At 70.0% G+C, this 14,747-nt stretch carries 14 protein-coding genes and 3 pseudogenes; 8 read left to right on the forward strand and 9 right to left on the reverse strand.

Annotated elements, in window-relative coordinates; genetic code table 11:
• Positions 1-1,182, forward strand: a pseudogene (locus AC1DCG_RS06445) (UDP-glucose dehydrogenase family protein); the annotation flags it as partial.
• Positions 1,179-1,982: pseudogene (locus AC1DCG_RS06450) on the forward strand (NAD-dependent epimerase/dehydratase family protein); the annotation flags it as partial. The pseudogenes AC1DCG_RS06445 and AC1DCG_RS06450, both read left to right, overlap by 4 nt.
• A gap of 309 nt (positions 1,983-2,291) precedes the next feature.
• On the opposite strand, the gene AC1DCG_RS06455 reads toward AC1DCG_RS06450, so the two are convergent.
• The 3 genes from AC1DCG_RS06455 to AC1DCG_RS06465 form a co-directional block, all read right to left on the reverse strand.
• The gene (locus AC1DCG_RS06455; protein WP_165262335.1) at positions 2,292-3,182 is read right to left on the reverse strand and encodes an SDR family NAD(P)-dependent oxidoreductase; all 891 of its coding nucleotides are present in this window, start codon (positions 3,180-3,182) and stop codon (positions 2,292-2,294) included.
• Positions 3,183-3,285: 103 nt separating this feature from the next.
• Positions 3,286-3,492, reverse strand: coding sequence for a hypothetical protein (locus tag AC1DCG_RS06460; protein ID WP_477029931.1), 207 nt, complete (start codon positions 3,490-3,492; stop codon positions 3,286-3,288).
• 18 nt (positions 3,493-3,510) lie between these two features.
• Entirely contained in the window at positions 3,511-4,419 is a 909-nt protein-coding gene (locus AC1DCG_RS06465; RefSeq protein WP_477036482.1) for a WecB/TagA/CpsF family glycosyltransferase, read from the reverse strand.
• A 280-nt stretch (positions 4,420-4,699) separates the two neighbouring features.
• Between AC1DCG_RS06465 and AC1DCG_RS06470 the strand changes: the two are divergent.
• Positions 4,700-4,812: pseudogene (locus AC1DCG_RS06470) on the forward strand (hypothetical protein); the annotation flags it as partial.
• A gap of 10 nt (positions 4,813-4,822) precedes the next feature.
• Here the strand turns inward: AC1DCG_RS06470 and AC1DCG_RS06475 are convergent.
• Positions 4,823-5,821 carry an NADPH:quinone oxidoreductase family protein gene (locus AC1DCG_RS06475; RefSeq protein WP_477029933.1) on the reverse strand — a complete coding sequence of 333 codons (999 nt, stop codon included), beginning with the start codon at positions 5,819-5,821 and terminating at the stop codon, positions 4,823-4,825.
• A gap of 68 nt (positions 5,822-5,889) precedes the next feature.
• Between AC1DCG_RS06475 and AC1DCG_RS06480 the strand changes: the two genes are divergently transcribed.
• The 5 genes from AC1DCG_RS06480 (at position 5,890) to AC1DCG_RS06500 (ending at position 10,569) form a co-directional block, all read left to right on the forward strand.
• On the forward strand, positions 5,890-6,768 hold the full coding sequence (locus tag AC1DCG_RS06480; RefSeq protein ID WP_477029934.1) for an isoaspartyl peptidase/L-asparaginase family protein: 879 nt from the start codon (positions 5,890-5,892) through the stop codon (positions 6,766-6,768).
• Positions 6,769-6,894: 126 nt separating this feature from the next.
• Positions 6,895-7,884: a UDP-glucose 4-epimerase GalE gene (galE, locus tag AC1DCG_RS06485; protein ID WP_477041423.1), complete on the forward strand. Its 990-nt coding sequence runs from the start codon at positions 6,895-6,897 to the stop codon at positions 7,882-7,884.
• A 50-nt stretch (positions 7,885-7,934) separates the two neighbouring features.
• Positions 7,935-8,477, forward strand: a complete 543-nt coding sequence (locus tag AC1DCG_RS06490; protein WP_165262347.1) for an SRPBCC family protein — start codon at positions 7,935-7,937, stop codon at positions 8,475-8,477.
• Positions 8,474-8,896 carry a thiol-disulfide oxidoreductase DCC family protein gene (locus AC1DCG_RS06495; protein ID WP_477029936.1) on the forward strand — a complete coding sequence of 141 codons (423 nt, stop codon included), beginning with the start codon at positions 8,474-8,476 and terminating at the stop codon, positions 8,894-8,896. The genes AC1DCG_RS06490 and AC1DCG_RS06495 overlap by 4 nt, the downstream gene beginning before the upstream one ends.
• On the forward strand, positions 8,893-10,569 hold the full coding sequence (locus AC1DCG_RS06500) for a DUF4166 domain-containing protein (protein ID WP_477041424.1): 1,677 nt from the start codon (positions 8,893-8,895) through the stop codon (positions 10,567-10,569). The genes AC1DCG_RS06495 and AC1DCG_RS06500 overlap by 4 nt, the downstream gene beginning before the upstream one ends.
• Here AC1DCG_RS06500 and AC1DCG_RS06505 read toward each other — a convergent pair.
• From AC1DCG_RS06505 to AC1DCG_RS06525, 5 genes are read right to left on the reverse strand one after another with little or no spacing between them, the layout of a single operon-like run.
• Complete coding sequence (locus tag AC1DCG_RS06505) at positions 10,566-11,507, reverse strand: glycosyltransferase family 2 protein (protein ID WP_477029938.1); 942 nt, start codon at positions 11,505-11,507, stop codon at positions 10,566-10,568. The two genes, AC1DCG_RS06500 and AC1DCG_RS06505, sit on opposite strands and share 4 nt — an antisense overlap.
• 1 nt (position 11,508) lies before the next feature.
• Positions 11,509-13,485 (reverse strand): threonine--tRNA ligase, encoded by a 1,977-nt coding sequence (gene thrS, locus AC1DCG_RS06510; RefSeq protein WP_165262355.1) that lies wholly within the window; start codon positions 13,483-13,485, stop codon positions 11,509-11,511.
• Positions 13,482-13,736, reverse strand: coding sequence for a membrane protein insertion efficiency factor YidD (gene yidD, locus AC1DCG_RS06515; RefSeq protein ID WP_165262357.1), 255 nt, complete (start codon positions 13,734-13,736; stop codon positions 13,482-13,484). The genes thrS and yidD overlap by 4 nt, the downstream gene beginning before the upstream one ends.
• A gap of 55 nt (positions 13,737-13,791) precedes the next feature.
• The gene (locus AC1DCG_RS06520; protein ID WP_165262359.1) at positions 13,792-14,253 is read right to left on the reverse strand and encodes an iron-sulfur cluster assembly scaffold protein; all 462 of its coding nucleotides are present in this window, start codon (positions 14,251-14,253) and stop codon (positions 13,792-13,794) included.
• Complete coding sequence (locus AC1DCG_RS06525) at positions 14,250-14,720, reverse strand: SRPBCC domain-containing protein (RefSeq protein ID WP_165262361.1); 471 nt, start codon at positions 14,718-14,720, stop codon at positions 14,250-14,252. The genes AC1DCG_RS06520 and AC1DCG_RS06525 overlap by 4 nt, the downstream gene beginning before the upstream one ends.
• Positions 14,721-14,747: the final 27 nt, after the last annotated feature.

The raw sequence follows: 14,747 nt of genomic DNA on the forward strand, positions 1-14,747 counted from the left end.
GGGGCGTGCTTTGCGGACTTCGGTCACGTGGTGACGTGCATCGACAAGGATCCGCGCAAGATCTCGCGCCTGCTGGCCGGCGAGATCCCGATCTACGAGCCGGGCCTGGACGACCTGGTGGCCCGCAACGTGCGCGAAGGCCGGCTGTCGTTCACRCTGGAAGGCGCCCAGGCSATCAAGGACGCCGAYGCGGTGTTCATCGCCGTGGGCACGCCCACCCGCCGCGGCGACGGCCACGCCGACCTGTCCTACGTCTACGCCGCGGCCGARGAGATCGCCGGCCTGATCGACGGCTTCACGGTGGTGGTCACCAAGTCGACCGTGCCGGTGGGCACCGGCGACGAGGTCGAGGCGATCATCAAGCGGGTCAATCCGGCCGCCCAGTTCGCCGTGGTCTCCAACCCCGAGTTTCTGCGCGAAGGCGCGGCCATCGAGGACTTCAAGCGCCCCGACCGCGTGGTGGTCGGCGCCGAGGACGAGCGGGCCCAGGCGGTGATGCGCGAGCTCTATCGCCCGCTTTCGCTGAACGAGACCCCGATCGTCTTCACCGGCCGCCGGACCAGCGAGCTGATCAAGTACGCCGCCAACGCCTTCCTGGCGATGAAGATCACCTTCATCAACGAGATGGCCGACCTCTGTGAAAAGGTCGGGGCCGACGTGCAGCAGGTGGCCAAGGGCATCGGCCTGGACAAGCGGATCGGGGGCAAGTTCCTCAACGCCGGTCCCGGCTATGGCGGCAGCTGCTTCCCCAAGGACACCATCGCGCTGGTCAAGACCGCCGCCGACTACGGCGCGCCGACCCGGCTGATCGAGACCACCGTCGAGGTCAACGCCGCCCGCAAGAAGGCCATGGCCGACAAGGTCGCCGCCGTGCTCGGAACCGAGGACCTCTCGGGCAAGACCGTCGGCGTGCTGGGCGTGACCTTCAAGCCCAACACCGACGACATGCGCGACGCCCCCAGCCTCGACATCCTGCCGGCCCTGCAGGCCAAGGGCGCCAAGGTCCAGGCCTTCGACCCCGAGGGCCGTCATGAGGCCGAAGCCTTGCTGCCGGGCGTGACCTTCGTGGCCGGCCCCTACGAGGCCGCGCAAGGCGCCGACGTGCTGCTGATCCTCACCGAGTGGGACCAGTTCCGCGCCCTGGACCTGGACCGCCTCAAGCTGCTGCTGGCCGCCCCTTTACGATGATCCGCATGGACATCGCCGAGCACGAGGCCCTGCTGGCGCTGGTCAGGTCGTCGGGCGTGAAGCGGATCGTCCACCTGGCCGCACAGGCCGGGGTTCGCTACTCGATCGACAACCCCTTCGCCTACGAGCGCTCGAACCTGGCCGGGCACCTGTCGGTGCTGGAGGCCTGCCGCCACGGCGGGGTCGAGGCCCTGGTCTACGCCTCGTCCAGCAGCGTCTATGGCGACCGGCCCCTGGCCGGCGAGGGCTTCAAGGAAACCGATCCGGCCGAAGCCCCGGTGTCGCTGTACGCGGCCACCAAGCGCTCTTGCGAGCTGCTCAGCCAGAGCTACGCCAGCCTGTACGGCTTCCCGCAGGCGGGCCTGCGATTCTTCACGGTCTACGGTCCCTGGGGCCGGCCCGACATGGCCTATTTCAGCTTCACCCAGAAGATCCTGCGCGGCGAGCCGATCGAGGTCTATGGCGAGGGCCGGATGGCCCGCGACTTCACCTATATCGACGACATCGTCGACGGCATCGTCGGCGTGCTCGACAACCCGCCGCCGCGCGGCGGGCACGAGGTCTACAACATCGGCGACAGCAATCCCGTCGGCCTGATGGACATGATCGCCGCCCTGGAGAGCGCTATCGGCCGGCAGGCCGAGAAGGTCTTCCTGCCGATGCAGCCGGGCGACGTGCCGGCCACCTACGCCGACGTCTCCAAGCTGCACGCCCTGACCGGCTACAGGCCCACGGTCGGCGTCGCCGAGGGCCTGAAGCGCTTCGCGGCCTGGTACGCCGACTTCTACGGCTAGAGTCAGCACTCAATTGGCCGAGGGCAATGAGTTATCTGTTTCAATAGCTTATAGCAGTTGTCATCCCGGCCGTAGCGCAGCGGAGCGCCGGGATCTCCCACAGTTCAGAACCTGCCGACGTGGGAGATCCCGGCTCTACGGATCGCTGACGCGCTCCTCCGGCCGGGAAGACACGTTTCTTTGCGCGCCAATTGAGTCCAGACTCTAGGGCGCATCGAGATTCAGCGGGCGGGCGCCCCCAATCCGCCCTTCCCCGCCTTCGCGGGGAAACTCGGTGAAAATGGTCGTTGCGGCCTAACCTCGCCTTTCCTACTCCGCGGCCTGGCCGGCGATCATCGCCGCGCGCATGGCCTGCGCCTGCTCGGGCGAGACGCCCATGGCCGCCAGGATCGGCGAGGGCGTGCGCACGTCCCAGCTGCTGCGCGGGCCGATGGTGATGCCGCCGTCGACGACGATGTGGGTTCCGCTGACGAAGGCGCTGTCGTCGCTGGCCAGATAGAGGGCGGCGGCGGCGATGTCGTCGGGCAGGCCGGCCTTGGCGATCGGCTGGATCTTGGGGCCGACCTCGGCGACGCGCGCGGCCATCTGGTCGGCGACCTCGCGCGGCAGGCCGATCGAGGCCCCGAAGATCGAGGTGGCGATCAGGCCCGGACAGATGGCGTTGACCCGCACGCCCAGCGGCGACAGTTCGGCCGCCGCGCAGCGGGTCATGTGGATCACCGCCGCCTTGGCCGAGGAATAGGCCAGCGGCCCGAAGCCCGCCTGCAGGCCGGCGATCGAGGCGGTGTTGATGATCGAGCCGCCGCCGCGCGCCAGCATGGCCGGCAGGGCGTGCTTCATGCCCAGCACCGGCCCGCGCAGCAGCACCGCGAAGGTGGCGTCCCAGGCCGCGCCGGTCATGTCGGCCACGCCGTTGGGCGCGCCCCCGTGGCCGGCGTTGTTGAACAGGATGTCGAGGCCGCCGAAGGCCTTTGTCGCCAGGCCGATGGCGGCGGCGATGTCGTCCTCGACGGTGACGTCGCAACGGGAGAAGCGCACGGCGTCCGGGAAGCGCTGCTCCAGGATCGCGCCCTTTTCGGCCTGCAGGTCGGCGGCGATCACCTTCGCGCCCTGGGCTGCGAACAGTTCGACGGTTCCCAGGCCTATGCCCGAGCAGGCCCCGGTGACGACGGCGACCTTGCCGTCCAGACGTCCGCCCATGCGGCATCCTCCCTTTTGGCGCGCGGCCTCTGGAAGCGGGCCGCTTGGCGCGGGAGGATCATGGGACGGGCGGCCGCCAGCGGCCAGCCTTACGTGGCGTCAGTCAGCCGGCGGCGCGGCCGAACAGCGCGCGGCCCTGGGCGGGACGCCGGGCGATCAGGCTGAACAGCAGCCAGAGGGCGCACGGGACCAGCATCACCGCCCAGGCCAGCACCAGGCCGGCCAGGCCGAAGACGGCGCAGACGCGCTGCCAGGCGTTGGGCTGCTCGGCGGCCCGTCGACGCGGCTTCTTGTCGATCTTCAAACCCATTGGTCCCCCACGGTCCGGTTAAGGCTTGAGCGCGAGATCGGTGGCGCGCCGATAGGCGGCCTCCGGCGGAACGGCGTTCTTCTTTTTGCCCGGCTTCAGCTGCCGCGCAAGAGCGTTGCGGGCGTCGACCATCGCCGGCCCGAACAGATGCCACGGTTCGACGCAGTAGCGGGTGAACAGCCGCTCGGGATCGGCCATCAGCCGGAACAGCCACTCCATGCCCACCTGCCCCATCCAGCGCGGGGCGGCCAGCTGCACGCCGGCTTCGTAGTCGAAGGCGCCGCCGACCGTGAAGCCGACGCAGGGGTCGAGCTTCTTGTGGTTCTCCAGCAGCCACTTCTCCTGGCGCGGCATGCCCATGCCCACGAACAGGATGTCGGGCTTGTAGGCCTTGATCTTGGCGACCACCGCCTCGTTCTCGGGCGAACCGTCGGTGACGTCGAAATAGCCCTCGCAGCTCTCGACCTGGGCGCCCGGCCAATCGCGACGGATGTTTTCCAGCGCCTTGTCGGCCACGCCCGGGGCGCCGCCGACGAAGAACACCTTCCAGTTTTCCTTGGTGGCGCGCGCCCAGAAGTCGTTGCGCCAGTCGAGATAGGTGCAGCGGTGGAAGCGGCGGCTGGCCCGGCCGACGATGCGCGCCCAGAAGATCAGCGGCACGCTGTCGACCTCGATCAGCTCGGCGGCCTTGAAGAACTCGACGACCTGCGGGTCCTTCTGCAGCAGATATAGGCTGTGCAGGTTGTGGTTGGCGACGATCGCGCCCTTGCCGCCCGCGATCCGGCCCGCCACGAAGTGGAAGACCTCCTCCGGGCGCACGAGATCCATCTCGCCCCCGAGCACCTTCACGCGCTCCTCGGGACGCCGGTTCATGCGGTACGGGCGGCGCGCCTCCACGGGAAACGCGTCGCGAGCAGGAAGGAACATCTGAACGCCGCCTCCGACTATTCGAAGAGCAGCAATAGCCCAGCTGATCTCACCGCTTTGCTAAGGGACGTCCTTACCGGTCGCTTAACCGTATGATTTTACTGTTGTTTCAGAACGGGACGGCAGAGGGGTGATTTGCGAAGACTTAACCACGACCACCCTGCTCCACCCCTGTTGCAAGAGCGGGGTCTGCTGCCGGTGATCCAGCCCCAAGCGACGGAGCTGGCTTCGGCAAGAAGCAGAGCAGACATGCTCCCTCTCCCATAGGGAGAGGGCCGGGGTGAGGGGTTACGGCGTTCGACGGAGCGCCGGCACATCGTCCGACCTCGTAACCCCTCACCCTCCCAGGCTATCGCCTGGGCCCCTCCCTCTCCCTCTGGGAGAGGGTCTTTGGGAACGCCCCCTATCCCACCGTCACCACCACCTTGCCCATGGCCTTGCGGCTGGCCAGGTGGGCGATGGCGTCGCTGGCCTTTTCCAGGGGAAAGCGCTCGGAGACGTACGGCTTGATCTTGCCGGCGGCGTAGAGGTCCATCAGCTCGCGCACGTTGGCGGCGTGGCCGGCCGGATCGCGGGCCACGGCCGCGCCCCAGAACACGCCGACGATGTCGCACGACTTCAGCAGGGTGAGGTTCAGCGGGATCTTCGGGATGCCCGACGGGAAGCCGATCACCAGCATGCGGCCGCCCCAGCCGGCGGCGCGGATGGTGGCTTCGGAATAGTCGCCGCCGACCGCGTCATAGGCCACGTCCCAGCCATTGGAGCCGCAGGCGGCCTTCAGCTGGTCGGCCAGGGCCTTCTGGCCGTCCTTGTCGAACGGGCCGCGGGCGTAGACGACGCCGGCGTCGGCGCCGCGCGAGAGGGCCAGATCCACCTTCTCCTGGCTGGAGGCCGCCGCGATCACCCGCGCGCCCATGGCCTTGCCCAGTTCCACCGCCGCCAGGCCCACGCCGCCGGCCGCGCCGAGCACCAGCAGGGTCTGGCCCGGCTTGAGGAAGCCGCGGTCCTTCAGGGCGTAGTAGGAGGTGCCGTAGGTCAGGATGAAGGCCGAGGCCTCGTCGAAGGGCATGGCGTCGGGGATCGGCGTGCAGCGGGCGGCCTCGACGGCCAGCTTGTCGGCCATGCCGCCCCAGCCGGTGGACGCCAGCACCCGCTGGCCGACCGAAAGGCTGGTGACGCCCTCGCCCAGGGCCGCCACCACGCCGGAGACCTCGCCGCCGGGGGCGAAGGGGCGCGTGGGCTTGAACTGGTACATGTCCTGGATGATCAGCAGGTCGGGATAGTTGACCCCGCAGGCCTTGACGTCGATCAGCACCTGGCCGGGCGCGGGAACCGGATCGGGCAGGTCCTCCAGCACCAGGGTCTCGGGACCGCCGACCGCCTTGCTGAGCACCGCCTTCATCTCGCTTCTCCCAGTCTCTTTGTTTAGAAGGCCGACGCTAGCGCAGGCGCGACGACCGAGAAAGCCAAATGTCAAACAAACGTTTTACCCTCGCCCTGCACGGCGGCGCCGGCGCCAAGCGCGGCCATGACTACTCGGTCGAGATCGCCCACATGCGCGGCCTGATCGAGGCCGGCCGCGAGCGCCTGGCGGCGGGCGCCGCGGCGCTGGACGTGGTGGTCGAGACGGTGGCCGCGCTGGAGGCCTCGGGCCTGTACATCGCCGGCAAGGGCGCCTCGCCCAACGCCGACGGCGAGTACGAGCTGGACGCCAGCCTGATGGACGGCGCCACCAGCCGCGCCGGCTCGGTGGCCGCGCTGCAGGGCTTCGCCAGCCCGATCCGCGCCGCCCGGGCGGTGATGGACCAGACCCCGCACGTGATGCTGGCCGGCGAGGGCGCCATGGCCTTCGCCCGCGCCCAGGGGCTGGAGACGATCTCCGATCCCGAAAGCTACTACACCCGCGCCGGCGCCTTCGAGGACAACGCCCCGCCCGGCGGCCTTCCCACCGGCACCGTCGGCTGCGTCGCGCTGGACCAGGACGGCCGGCTGGCCGCCGCCACCTCGACCGCCGGCGTGTTCGGCAAGCTGCCGGGCCGGGTGGGCGACAGCCCGATCATCGGCGCGGGGGCCTGGGCCGACGGCTGGGCGGCGGTGTCGTGCACCGGCCAGGGCGAATACTTCATCCGCACCGCCGTCGGCGCCCAGATCGCCCACCGCATCCGCTTCGGCGGCCAGGGCCTGGACGAGGCCGCGGCCGGCGCCATCCAGGGCGTGGCCGACCTGGGCGGCCACGGCGGCCTGGTGTCGGTGGACCGTGACGGCGCCATCGCCATGCCTTTCGCCTCCAGCGGTCTCAAGCGCGCGGCCCTCATGCCCGACGGAAGCATCCTCGCCGAAGCCTTCTGAATGGGCGACGGCGACCGCAAAGGCGTCATAAGTCCTCGCTAGGCCTCGTCGCGTCTTGACCCGGCCGTGGCGTCCGCCAAGAAGAGCCGGGGGGATCCTCAACCCATCGCTGAACGGAGCGCGATCTTGGGCGAAACCATCCTGGTGGCCGGCGGCGCGGGCTATATCGGTTCGCACACCTGCCTGCGGCTGGCCGAGGCCGGCTTCACGCCCGTGGTCTACGACAACCTGAGCAACGGCTGGGAAAGCTTCGTCCAGTGGGGCCCGCTGGAAGTCGGCGACATCAACGACGCCGCCCGCCTGGACGAAGTGCTGGCCAAGCACAGGCCGGTCGCGGTGATCCACTTCGCCGCCTTCATCGAGGTCGGCTTCTCGGTGGCCGAGCCCGGTCCGTTCTACGGCAACAACGTCGGCGGCACGATCACCCTGATCGAGGCCGCCCGCCGCGCCGGGATCGACAAGCTGGTGTTCTCGTCGACCTGCGCCACCTACGGCGCGCCGGTGCGCGTGCCGATGGACGAGACCCACCCGCAGGCGCCGCTCAATCCCTATGGCCGCAGCAAGCTGATGGTCGAGGAAATCCTGCGCGACATGGATCGCTACAAGGGCTTCCGCTCGGTGGCGCTGCGCTATTTCAACGCCGCCGGCGCCGACCCCGAAGGCCGCATCGGCGAGAAGCACGAGCCGGAGACCCACGCCATCCCGCTGGCCATCGCCGCCGCGCGGGGCKAGCGCGACAAGTTCATGCTGTTCGGCGAGGACTACGACACCCGCGACGGCACCTGCGTGCGCGACTACATCCACGTGCTGGACCTGGCCGACGCCCACGTGGCGGCGCTGAAATGGCTGCTGGCCGGCAAGGAGAGCGCGGCCTTCAACCTGGGCACCGGCACGGGCACCACGGTCAAGGAACTGGTCGGGGCCATCGAGCGACGCTCGAACCGGCCGTTCCCGTTGGAGCCGGCCCCGCGCCGCGACGGCGACGCCCCCAGCCTGGTGGCCGACAACGGCAAGGCCCGCGCGCTGCTGGGCTGGACCCCGCGCTACGGACTGGACGAGATCATCGAGCACGCCTGGGCCTGGCACGCGGGCGGCGCGGCCGCGCTGACCCGATAGGCGGCGAAAGCGGCTTTCCCGCCAGGGTGGAAACCCTCTAGCGTGGGGCCATGAACGGCCTGGCCCTCGCCCTTCTCTGGCTGGCCGCGACGCCCCCGGCGATCGCGGCGGACGGCGCCGCCGACGTGCGGGCCGGGGCCGACGGACGCGGCGAGGTGCGGGCGTCCATCGACATTCCCGCCCCGCCCGAACGGGTCTGGCGCACCATCCTCGACTGCCGGCTGGCCTCGCGCATGACCCCCAGCGTCAAGCGCTGCGCCGTGCTCGAACGCTCCGCCGACGGCCGCACCGAGACCCGCGAGCACTGGATCAAGCGCGGGCTGTTCTCGCCGATGCTGCGGTCGGTGTCGCGGCTGGAGCTCGAGCCCGGGCGGCGCATCGGCTTTCGCTGCATCGGCGGCGACATCGACGACTGCGAGGGCCAGTGGCTGCTAACGCCGCTGGACGACGGGGCGGCCACCCGGGTGGTCTATGAAAACAAGGTCAGCGCCCCGTTCGGCCTGCCCGCGGGGATGGCGGCGGCGGCCATGCGGCGCGACGTGCCCGCCGCGCTGCAGGCCCTCAAGCGCGAATGCCTGGAGAACCGGCCGTGAGCCATCCTCAGCCGCTGTGGCTGTTCGACGGGGTCTGCAACCTGTGCTCAGGCTCGGTGCGGGCCGTGCTGGCCATCGACCGCAAGGGCGTCATGCGCTTCACCCCGATCCAGTCGGACTACGGCCGGGCCCTGGCGATCGCCCACGGGATCGATCCGGACCATCCGGCCAGCTTTCTCTATCTCGACGACGGGCGGGCGCTGGAGAAGAGCGCCGCGATCCTGGCCCTGCTGCGCCGGCTGGGCGCGCCCTGGTCGTGGCTGGCGGCCGTCGTCGGCCTGCTGCCGGAGACCTGGCTGGACGCTGGCTACGACTGGCTGGCCGCCAACCGCTATCGGCTGATGGGCAAGCGGTCGAGCTGCATGGTCCCCACGCCGGAGCAGCGCGCCCGCTTCCTGCTGGAGCCGCCGACCGCATGACCCCCCTCCCCCTCGGCGAACGCAAGCGCGTGGTGCTGGTGGGCGCCAGCGGCGTCTTCGGCGCGCGGCTGGCCCGGATGCTGGCGAGGCGGGCCGACATCGACCTGGTGCTGGCGGCCCGCCGCCTGGAGCCGCTGGAGGCCTTGCGGGCCGAGCTTTGCAATCAAGACCCGGCGGCCGGGATCGAGATCGCCCTGGTCGATCGCGAGCGGCCCAGGAACCTGGAGCGCCTGGGCGCGACGGTGGTGATCGACGCCGCCGGGCCGTTCCAGGGCCAGGACGGCGCCTTCGCCAAAGCCGCGCTGGCGGCCGGCGCGCATTATGTGGACCTGGCCGACGCCCGCGATTTCGTCGCCGCCTTTMCCGAGCGCCTGGCGGCCTGCGCGCTCGAAGCAGGGCGATGGGCGATCACCGGGGCCAGCTCGACCCCGGCCCTGACCTGCGCGGCGGCGGACCGGCTGACGGCGGGCTGGACCCGCATCGACCGCATCGAGGCGGCGATCTCGCCCGGCGCGCGGGCGCCGCGCGGCCTGTCGGTGATCCGGGCCATCCTGCGCTGGACCGGCGGCCCGGTGGCGGTGTTCTCGGGCTCCAGCCTGGTCGAGCGACCGGGCTGGAGCGCCCCCCGGAGGCTGGCCTTTCCCGGCCTTGGCCGGCGCTGGACCAGCCTGGCCGAAACGCCCGACCTCGATCAGTTGCGCCAGCGCTACGCCCCCACGCGCGATGCGCTGTTCGGCGCCGGGCTTGAACTGGCGCCGCTGCATCTGGGCCTCTGGCTGCTGAGCTTCCTGCGCCGCTGGCGGCTGGTCTCGACGCTGGAGCCGCTGGCCGCCCCGTTGAACGCGGGCGCCGGCCTGCTGGCGCCGCTGGGCTCGGACCGAGGCGGCATGACCGTGCGGGCCGAGGGGCTGGACGCCTCCGGCGCGCCCATCGCCGCCCGCTGGAGCCTGTGGGCCGAACGGGGCGCGGGACCCAACGTGCCCGCCGCCCCGGCCGCGGCCCTGGCGGGCGCGCTGCTGGACGGCGCCCTCGATGCGCCGCGAGCCTGCGCCTGCGTCGGCCTGGTCGACCTTTCCGTCTTGCTGGCCCCGCTGGCCGGCCTGCCGATCACGACGCGGATCGACACCGCCGCACCCGCTGCGCCGGGCGTATTTCCGCGCGCGCTCGGCGCGGCGTTCGCGGACCTGCCGGCCTCGGTTCGCGCCGCCCATCTGGGCGAGGAAACGACAACCCTGGACGGCCGCGCCCGCGCTCGTGGCGGCGGCGGCCTGGCGGCCCTGGCCCGTCGTCTGCAGGGCCTGCCCGAGCCCGGAACCCACTCCACCACGGTGTCGATCGCCCCGCGGAAGGACGGCGGCGAGGCCTGGACCCGTCGGTTCGACGGCCGGACATTCGCCTCCCGCATCCGTCCGGCGGCGGACGATCCGTTCGCCTTCGAGGAAACGGTCGGCGCGCTGACCTTCCGCTTCCACGCCGCGCCTTATGCCGGTGGCTTTTCCTGGAACTTCGAGAGCTGGCGGCTGGGGGCCCTGCCCCTGCCCGCCGCCTGGGCGCCGCGCACGCGCGCGCGAACCTTCGAGCGCGACGGGACCTATCGGTTCCGGGTGCTGGTCGCCCATCCGTGGCTGGGCGTGATCTTCGGCTATGCGGGGCGGCTGAAGCCCGCCCTCTAGGCGTGGCCCTTGGCCTTGGACTTGCGCAGGCGCGCATTGATGGCCGGCCGGCAGACCGACAGCCCCAGGATCAGCGGAGCCAGCATCACCGCCAGCACGTAGCGCTGGATGTTGTCGGCCCGCTTGATGAAGTAGCGCGCCAGGCCCACGCCCTTGTGGAACTCGACCTTGACCGGGTGCTCCAGGCTGGTGTGGCCCAGGTGGATGACGCGGGCGTTGGGATGGAACAGCACCTGGCCGCCGGCCTGGCGCGCGCGCCAGCACAGGTCGACGTCCTCGACGTGCAGGAAATAGCCCTCGTCGAAGCCGGCCAGGGCGTCGAAATCGACCCGCCGCAGGGCGAAGCAGGCGCCGGAGATGGTCGGCATCGGCGTCGGCTCGGCCGGCAGCGGCTCGTGCTCGCGGTGGATCTCGAAACGCTTGAAGCGCGCCATCTTCTGGCTGAGCTGCGAAAGGCTGAGCAGCGTGGTGACCGGGGTCACCTCGCCGCGACGGCCGCCGCGCTGCTCGGTGCCGTCGATGTTCATGACCCGCGCGCCCATCACGGTCGGCACCGGCTGGTCCCGGAAGGCCGCGACCATGGCCGGCACGCAGTCGGGCTGCACGTTGGCGTCGGGATTGAGGAAGATCAGGTATTCGCCCTGGCTGACCGAGGCGCCCAGATTGGCGCCGCAGGCGAAGCCGACATTGCCGTGCCCCTGGACCAGCTGCACGCGGGGCTCGGTCAGGCCGAGCGCCCGCAGCATGTCGGCGTCCTCGGGCGAGGAGCCGTTATCGACGATGACGAACTCGTCGACCATCGGCTCGGCCAGCACGTGGCGGATGCTGTCGACCAGCGCTTCTCCCGTCCAATAGACGACCATCACCACCGAAACCAAGGGCTTGGCGGGACGCGCGCCTGCGGCGAGGACCGTGAAGGACGGGAGAATGCTGTTCATATCAAACCTGGGCGAGCTCCGGCGCGACCTGCGGCGCGCGGGCCCGCGCGAGGTCGGGCGGCGTGGCTTCCAGGCCGAGCACCGACAGCGCCTCGTCGAGCGACAGGATCTGCTGACCCTCGCCGCCCAGGCGCCGCAGGGCGACCTGCCCCGTCTCGGCTTCCTTGCGCCCGACCACCGCGATCACGGGAACCTTGGCGAGGCTGTGCTCGCGAATCTTATAGTTGATCTTCTCATTGCGCAGATCAACTTCCGCACGCAGCCCAGCGGCCGTCAACCGCTCCACGACAGTGCGCGCATAGTCGTCGGCGTCGGACGTGATCGTCGCCACGACGATCTGCGTCGGCGCCAGCCAAAGCGGCAGATGGCCCGCGTAGTTTTCCAACAGAATCCCGATGAACCGCTCGAACGACCCCAGGATCGCGCGATGCAGCATCACCGGCCGCTTCTTGGATCCGTCTTCGGCAACGTACTCGGCGCCCAAACGTTCCGGCAGAACGTAATCAAGCTGCAGCGTGCCGCAGGTCCACTCGCGACCGATGGCGTCCTGGACGATGAAATCGAGCTTGGGCGCGTAGAAGGCGCCGTCGCCCTCGGCGATCACCGGCTCGACGCCGGCCAGGCGGGCGGCCTCGGCCAGCATGCCCTCGGCCTTGTCCCAGAACTCGTCCGAACCGGCGCGCAACTCAGGACGCGTGGCCAGGGCGATGTACTTCGTCGTCATGCCGAGGTCGGCGTGGATCATCCGCGTCAGGCGGATGAAGCGCTCGGTCTCCTCGACGATCTGGTCCTCGCGGCAGAAGATGTGGGCGTCGTCCTGGGTGAAGGCGCGCACGCGCATCAGGCCGTGCAGGGCGCCCGACGGCTCGTAGCGATGGCAGGCGCCGAACTCGGCCATGCGCATCGGCAGTTCACGGTACGAACGCTGGCCGACGTTCCAGATCTGCACGTGGCCGGGACAGTTCATCGGCTTGAGCGACAGGATCTCGCCTTCGACCGTCTCGCAGACGAACATGTTGGCGCGGTACTTGTCCCAGTGGCCCGAGTTTTCCCAGAAGGTCTTGTCCAGGACCTGGGGCGTCTTGACCTCGATATAGCCGGCGCGGTCGAGGCTGCGGCGCATGTAGGCCTCCAGCGTCTGCCACAGCTTCCAGCCCTTGGGGTGCCAGAACACCATGCCGCGGCCCTCTTCCTGCATGTGGAAGAGGCCCAGCGACTTGCCCAGCTTGCGGTGATCGCGCTTCTCGGCTTCCTCGATGCGCTTGAGGTAGGCCTCAAGGTCGGCTTCCGAAGCCCAGCTCGTGCCGTAGATGCGCTGCAGCTGGGCGTTGTTCTGGTCGCCGCGCCAGTAGGCGCCGGCCAGCTTGGTCAGCTTGAAGGCCTTGCCGACATGCTTGGTCGACGGCAGGTGCGGGCCGCGGCAGAGGTCCTTCCAGTTCCCCTGGCGATAGACCGTGATCGTGTCCGTGCCCGGCAGGTCGCGGATGATCTGCGCCTTGTACTGCTCGCCGATCTCGTCGAAGTGCTTGATGGCCTCGTCGCGGTCCCAGACCTCGCGCGTGATCTTCTCGTCGCGGTCGACGATCTCCTTCATGCGCTTTTCGATCGTCGCCAGGTCGTCCAGGCTGAACGGCTCGTCGCGGGCGAAGTCGTAGTAGAAGCCGTCCTCGACGTTCGGGCCGATCGTCACCTGCGTGCCGGGGAACAGCTCCTGCACGGCCTCGGCCAGCACGTGGGCGGTGTCGTGGCGGATGGTGTCGAGGGCCTCGGGGGCCTCACGCGTCAGGATCTCGAACTTGCGCTCGCCCGTCAGCAGGTCGGGCGTCAGGGCGCGGTCAAGGTCGAGCACCTGACCGTCCAGCTTGATCAGCAGGGCCTTCTTCTCGAGCGACTTGGAGATGGCGGCGGCCACGTCGCGCCCCGTCGAGCCATCGGGGTACTGACGGGAGGAGCCGTCGGGGAAAACCAGATCGATCATTCTTCACACATCCATTTGCGCGGCTCGCGCGGCGGAGGCGGCGGGTCGTATCCCCAGCCTCCGAACGGATTGCAGCGGCAAATCCGTCGCAGAGCGAGCCAGGACCCCATGCCGGGGCCATGTTCCTTGAGCGCCTGCGCCGCATACTCCGAGCAGGTCGGAAGGTAGCGGCACTGGCGCCCGATGAGAGGCGAGAGCGTCAACTTGTAGGCGCGCAGGCCGAAGTCGACGACGCGGTGATAAAGGCTCATGCCGGCGCTTTCGCGAACGGAGTCGGGGACTTATCGCACCCGCGAAAAGCTCCGATCAAGCGGCGCCGGCGCGGCTAGTTCGCGTTTGGGTCGCCCCTGTGGCCTTCCGGACAGCCTCGACCGCGGCTTCGAACGCCAGAAGCGTCGAGGCGTGACGGGCGGGATAGTCCTTGACCGGCTCCAGCACGGCGAGCTCCGCAAAGCGGCCCGCAGGGTGCGGGCCGTTCGTTTTCAGCATAGCGGCCAGGGCGTCGCGGGCCAACTCAAGTTCGGCGAGATCCGCGCCGATCACATTGCCCCCCAGCACCGCGGCGCTGGCCTGGCCCAGGGCGCAGGCCGAAACCTCCTGGGCGAAGTCGGCGACCTTGCCGCCCTCGACCACGACGTCGACGACGATCCGGCTGCCGCACAGCTTGGCCGTCTTTTCGGCGCTGGCGTCGGGCGCGGCCAGCCGCCCGGCCCGCGGCATGTTGGCCACGAGCGTCAGGATGCGGGCGCTGTAGAGATCGTCGATCATCCGGCTTCAGATGGGGCGGCCGCGCGCGCCTGCCAGAGGGCCTCGGCGCGGTCGCGCACCGCCTCGCCCATCGCCGTGAAGGCCGCCTTCAGGGCCCGGCGCTCGTCCTTGGAGATCCACTTGACCAAAAGGCCCATGAACAGTTCGCCGTTCGAGAAGGTGGCGTTGGTCTCGCCCATGTTCTCGACCTCAAGGTAGCGGATGGCCGTGACGAAGCCGCCCAGGCGCTGGGAGCGCCAGTGAAGCTGCTCGAAGGGCACCCAGTCCTGGACGATCGGCTGGATCACCTTGACCGGGCGATCGCCGATGGCCTCTTCCAGGGTCAGGGCCGTGCCGATCTTCAGCTGGCCGGCGGCCTTGACGTAGAGCGGGTTCCACTCGTGCCAGCGCTCGAACTCGGACACGACTTCCCAGACGATCTCGGCGGGGGCCTGGACCCCGATGCGGTGTTCGACGGCGCGTTTCATGGTCGCGATCTAGCACATCCCGGGGGT

It is taken from the genome of Caulobacter sp. 10L414, from assembly GCF_056395525.1.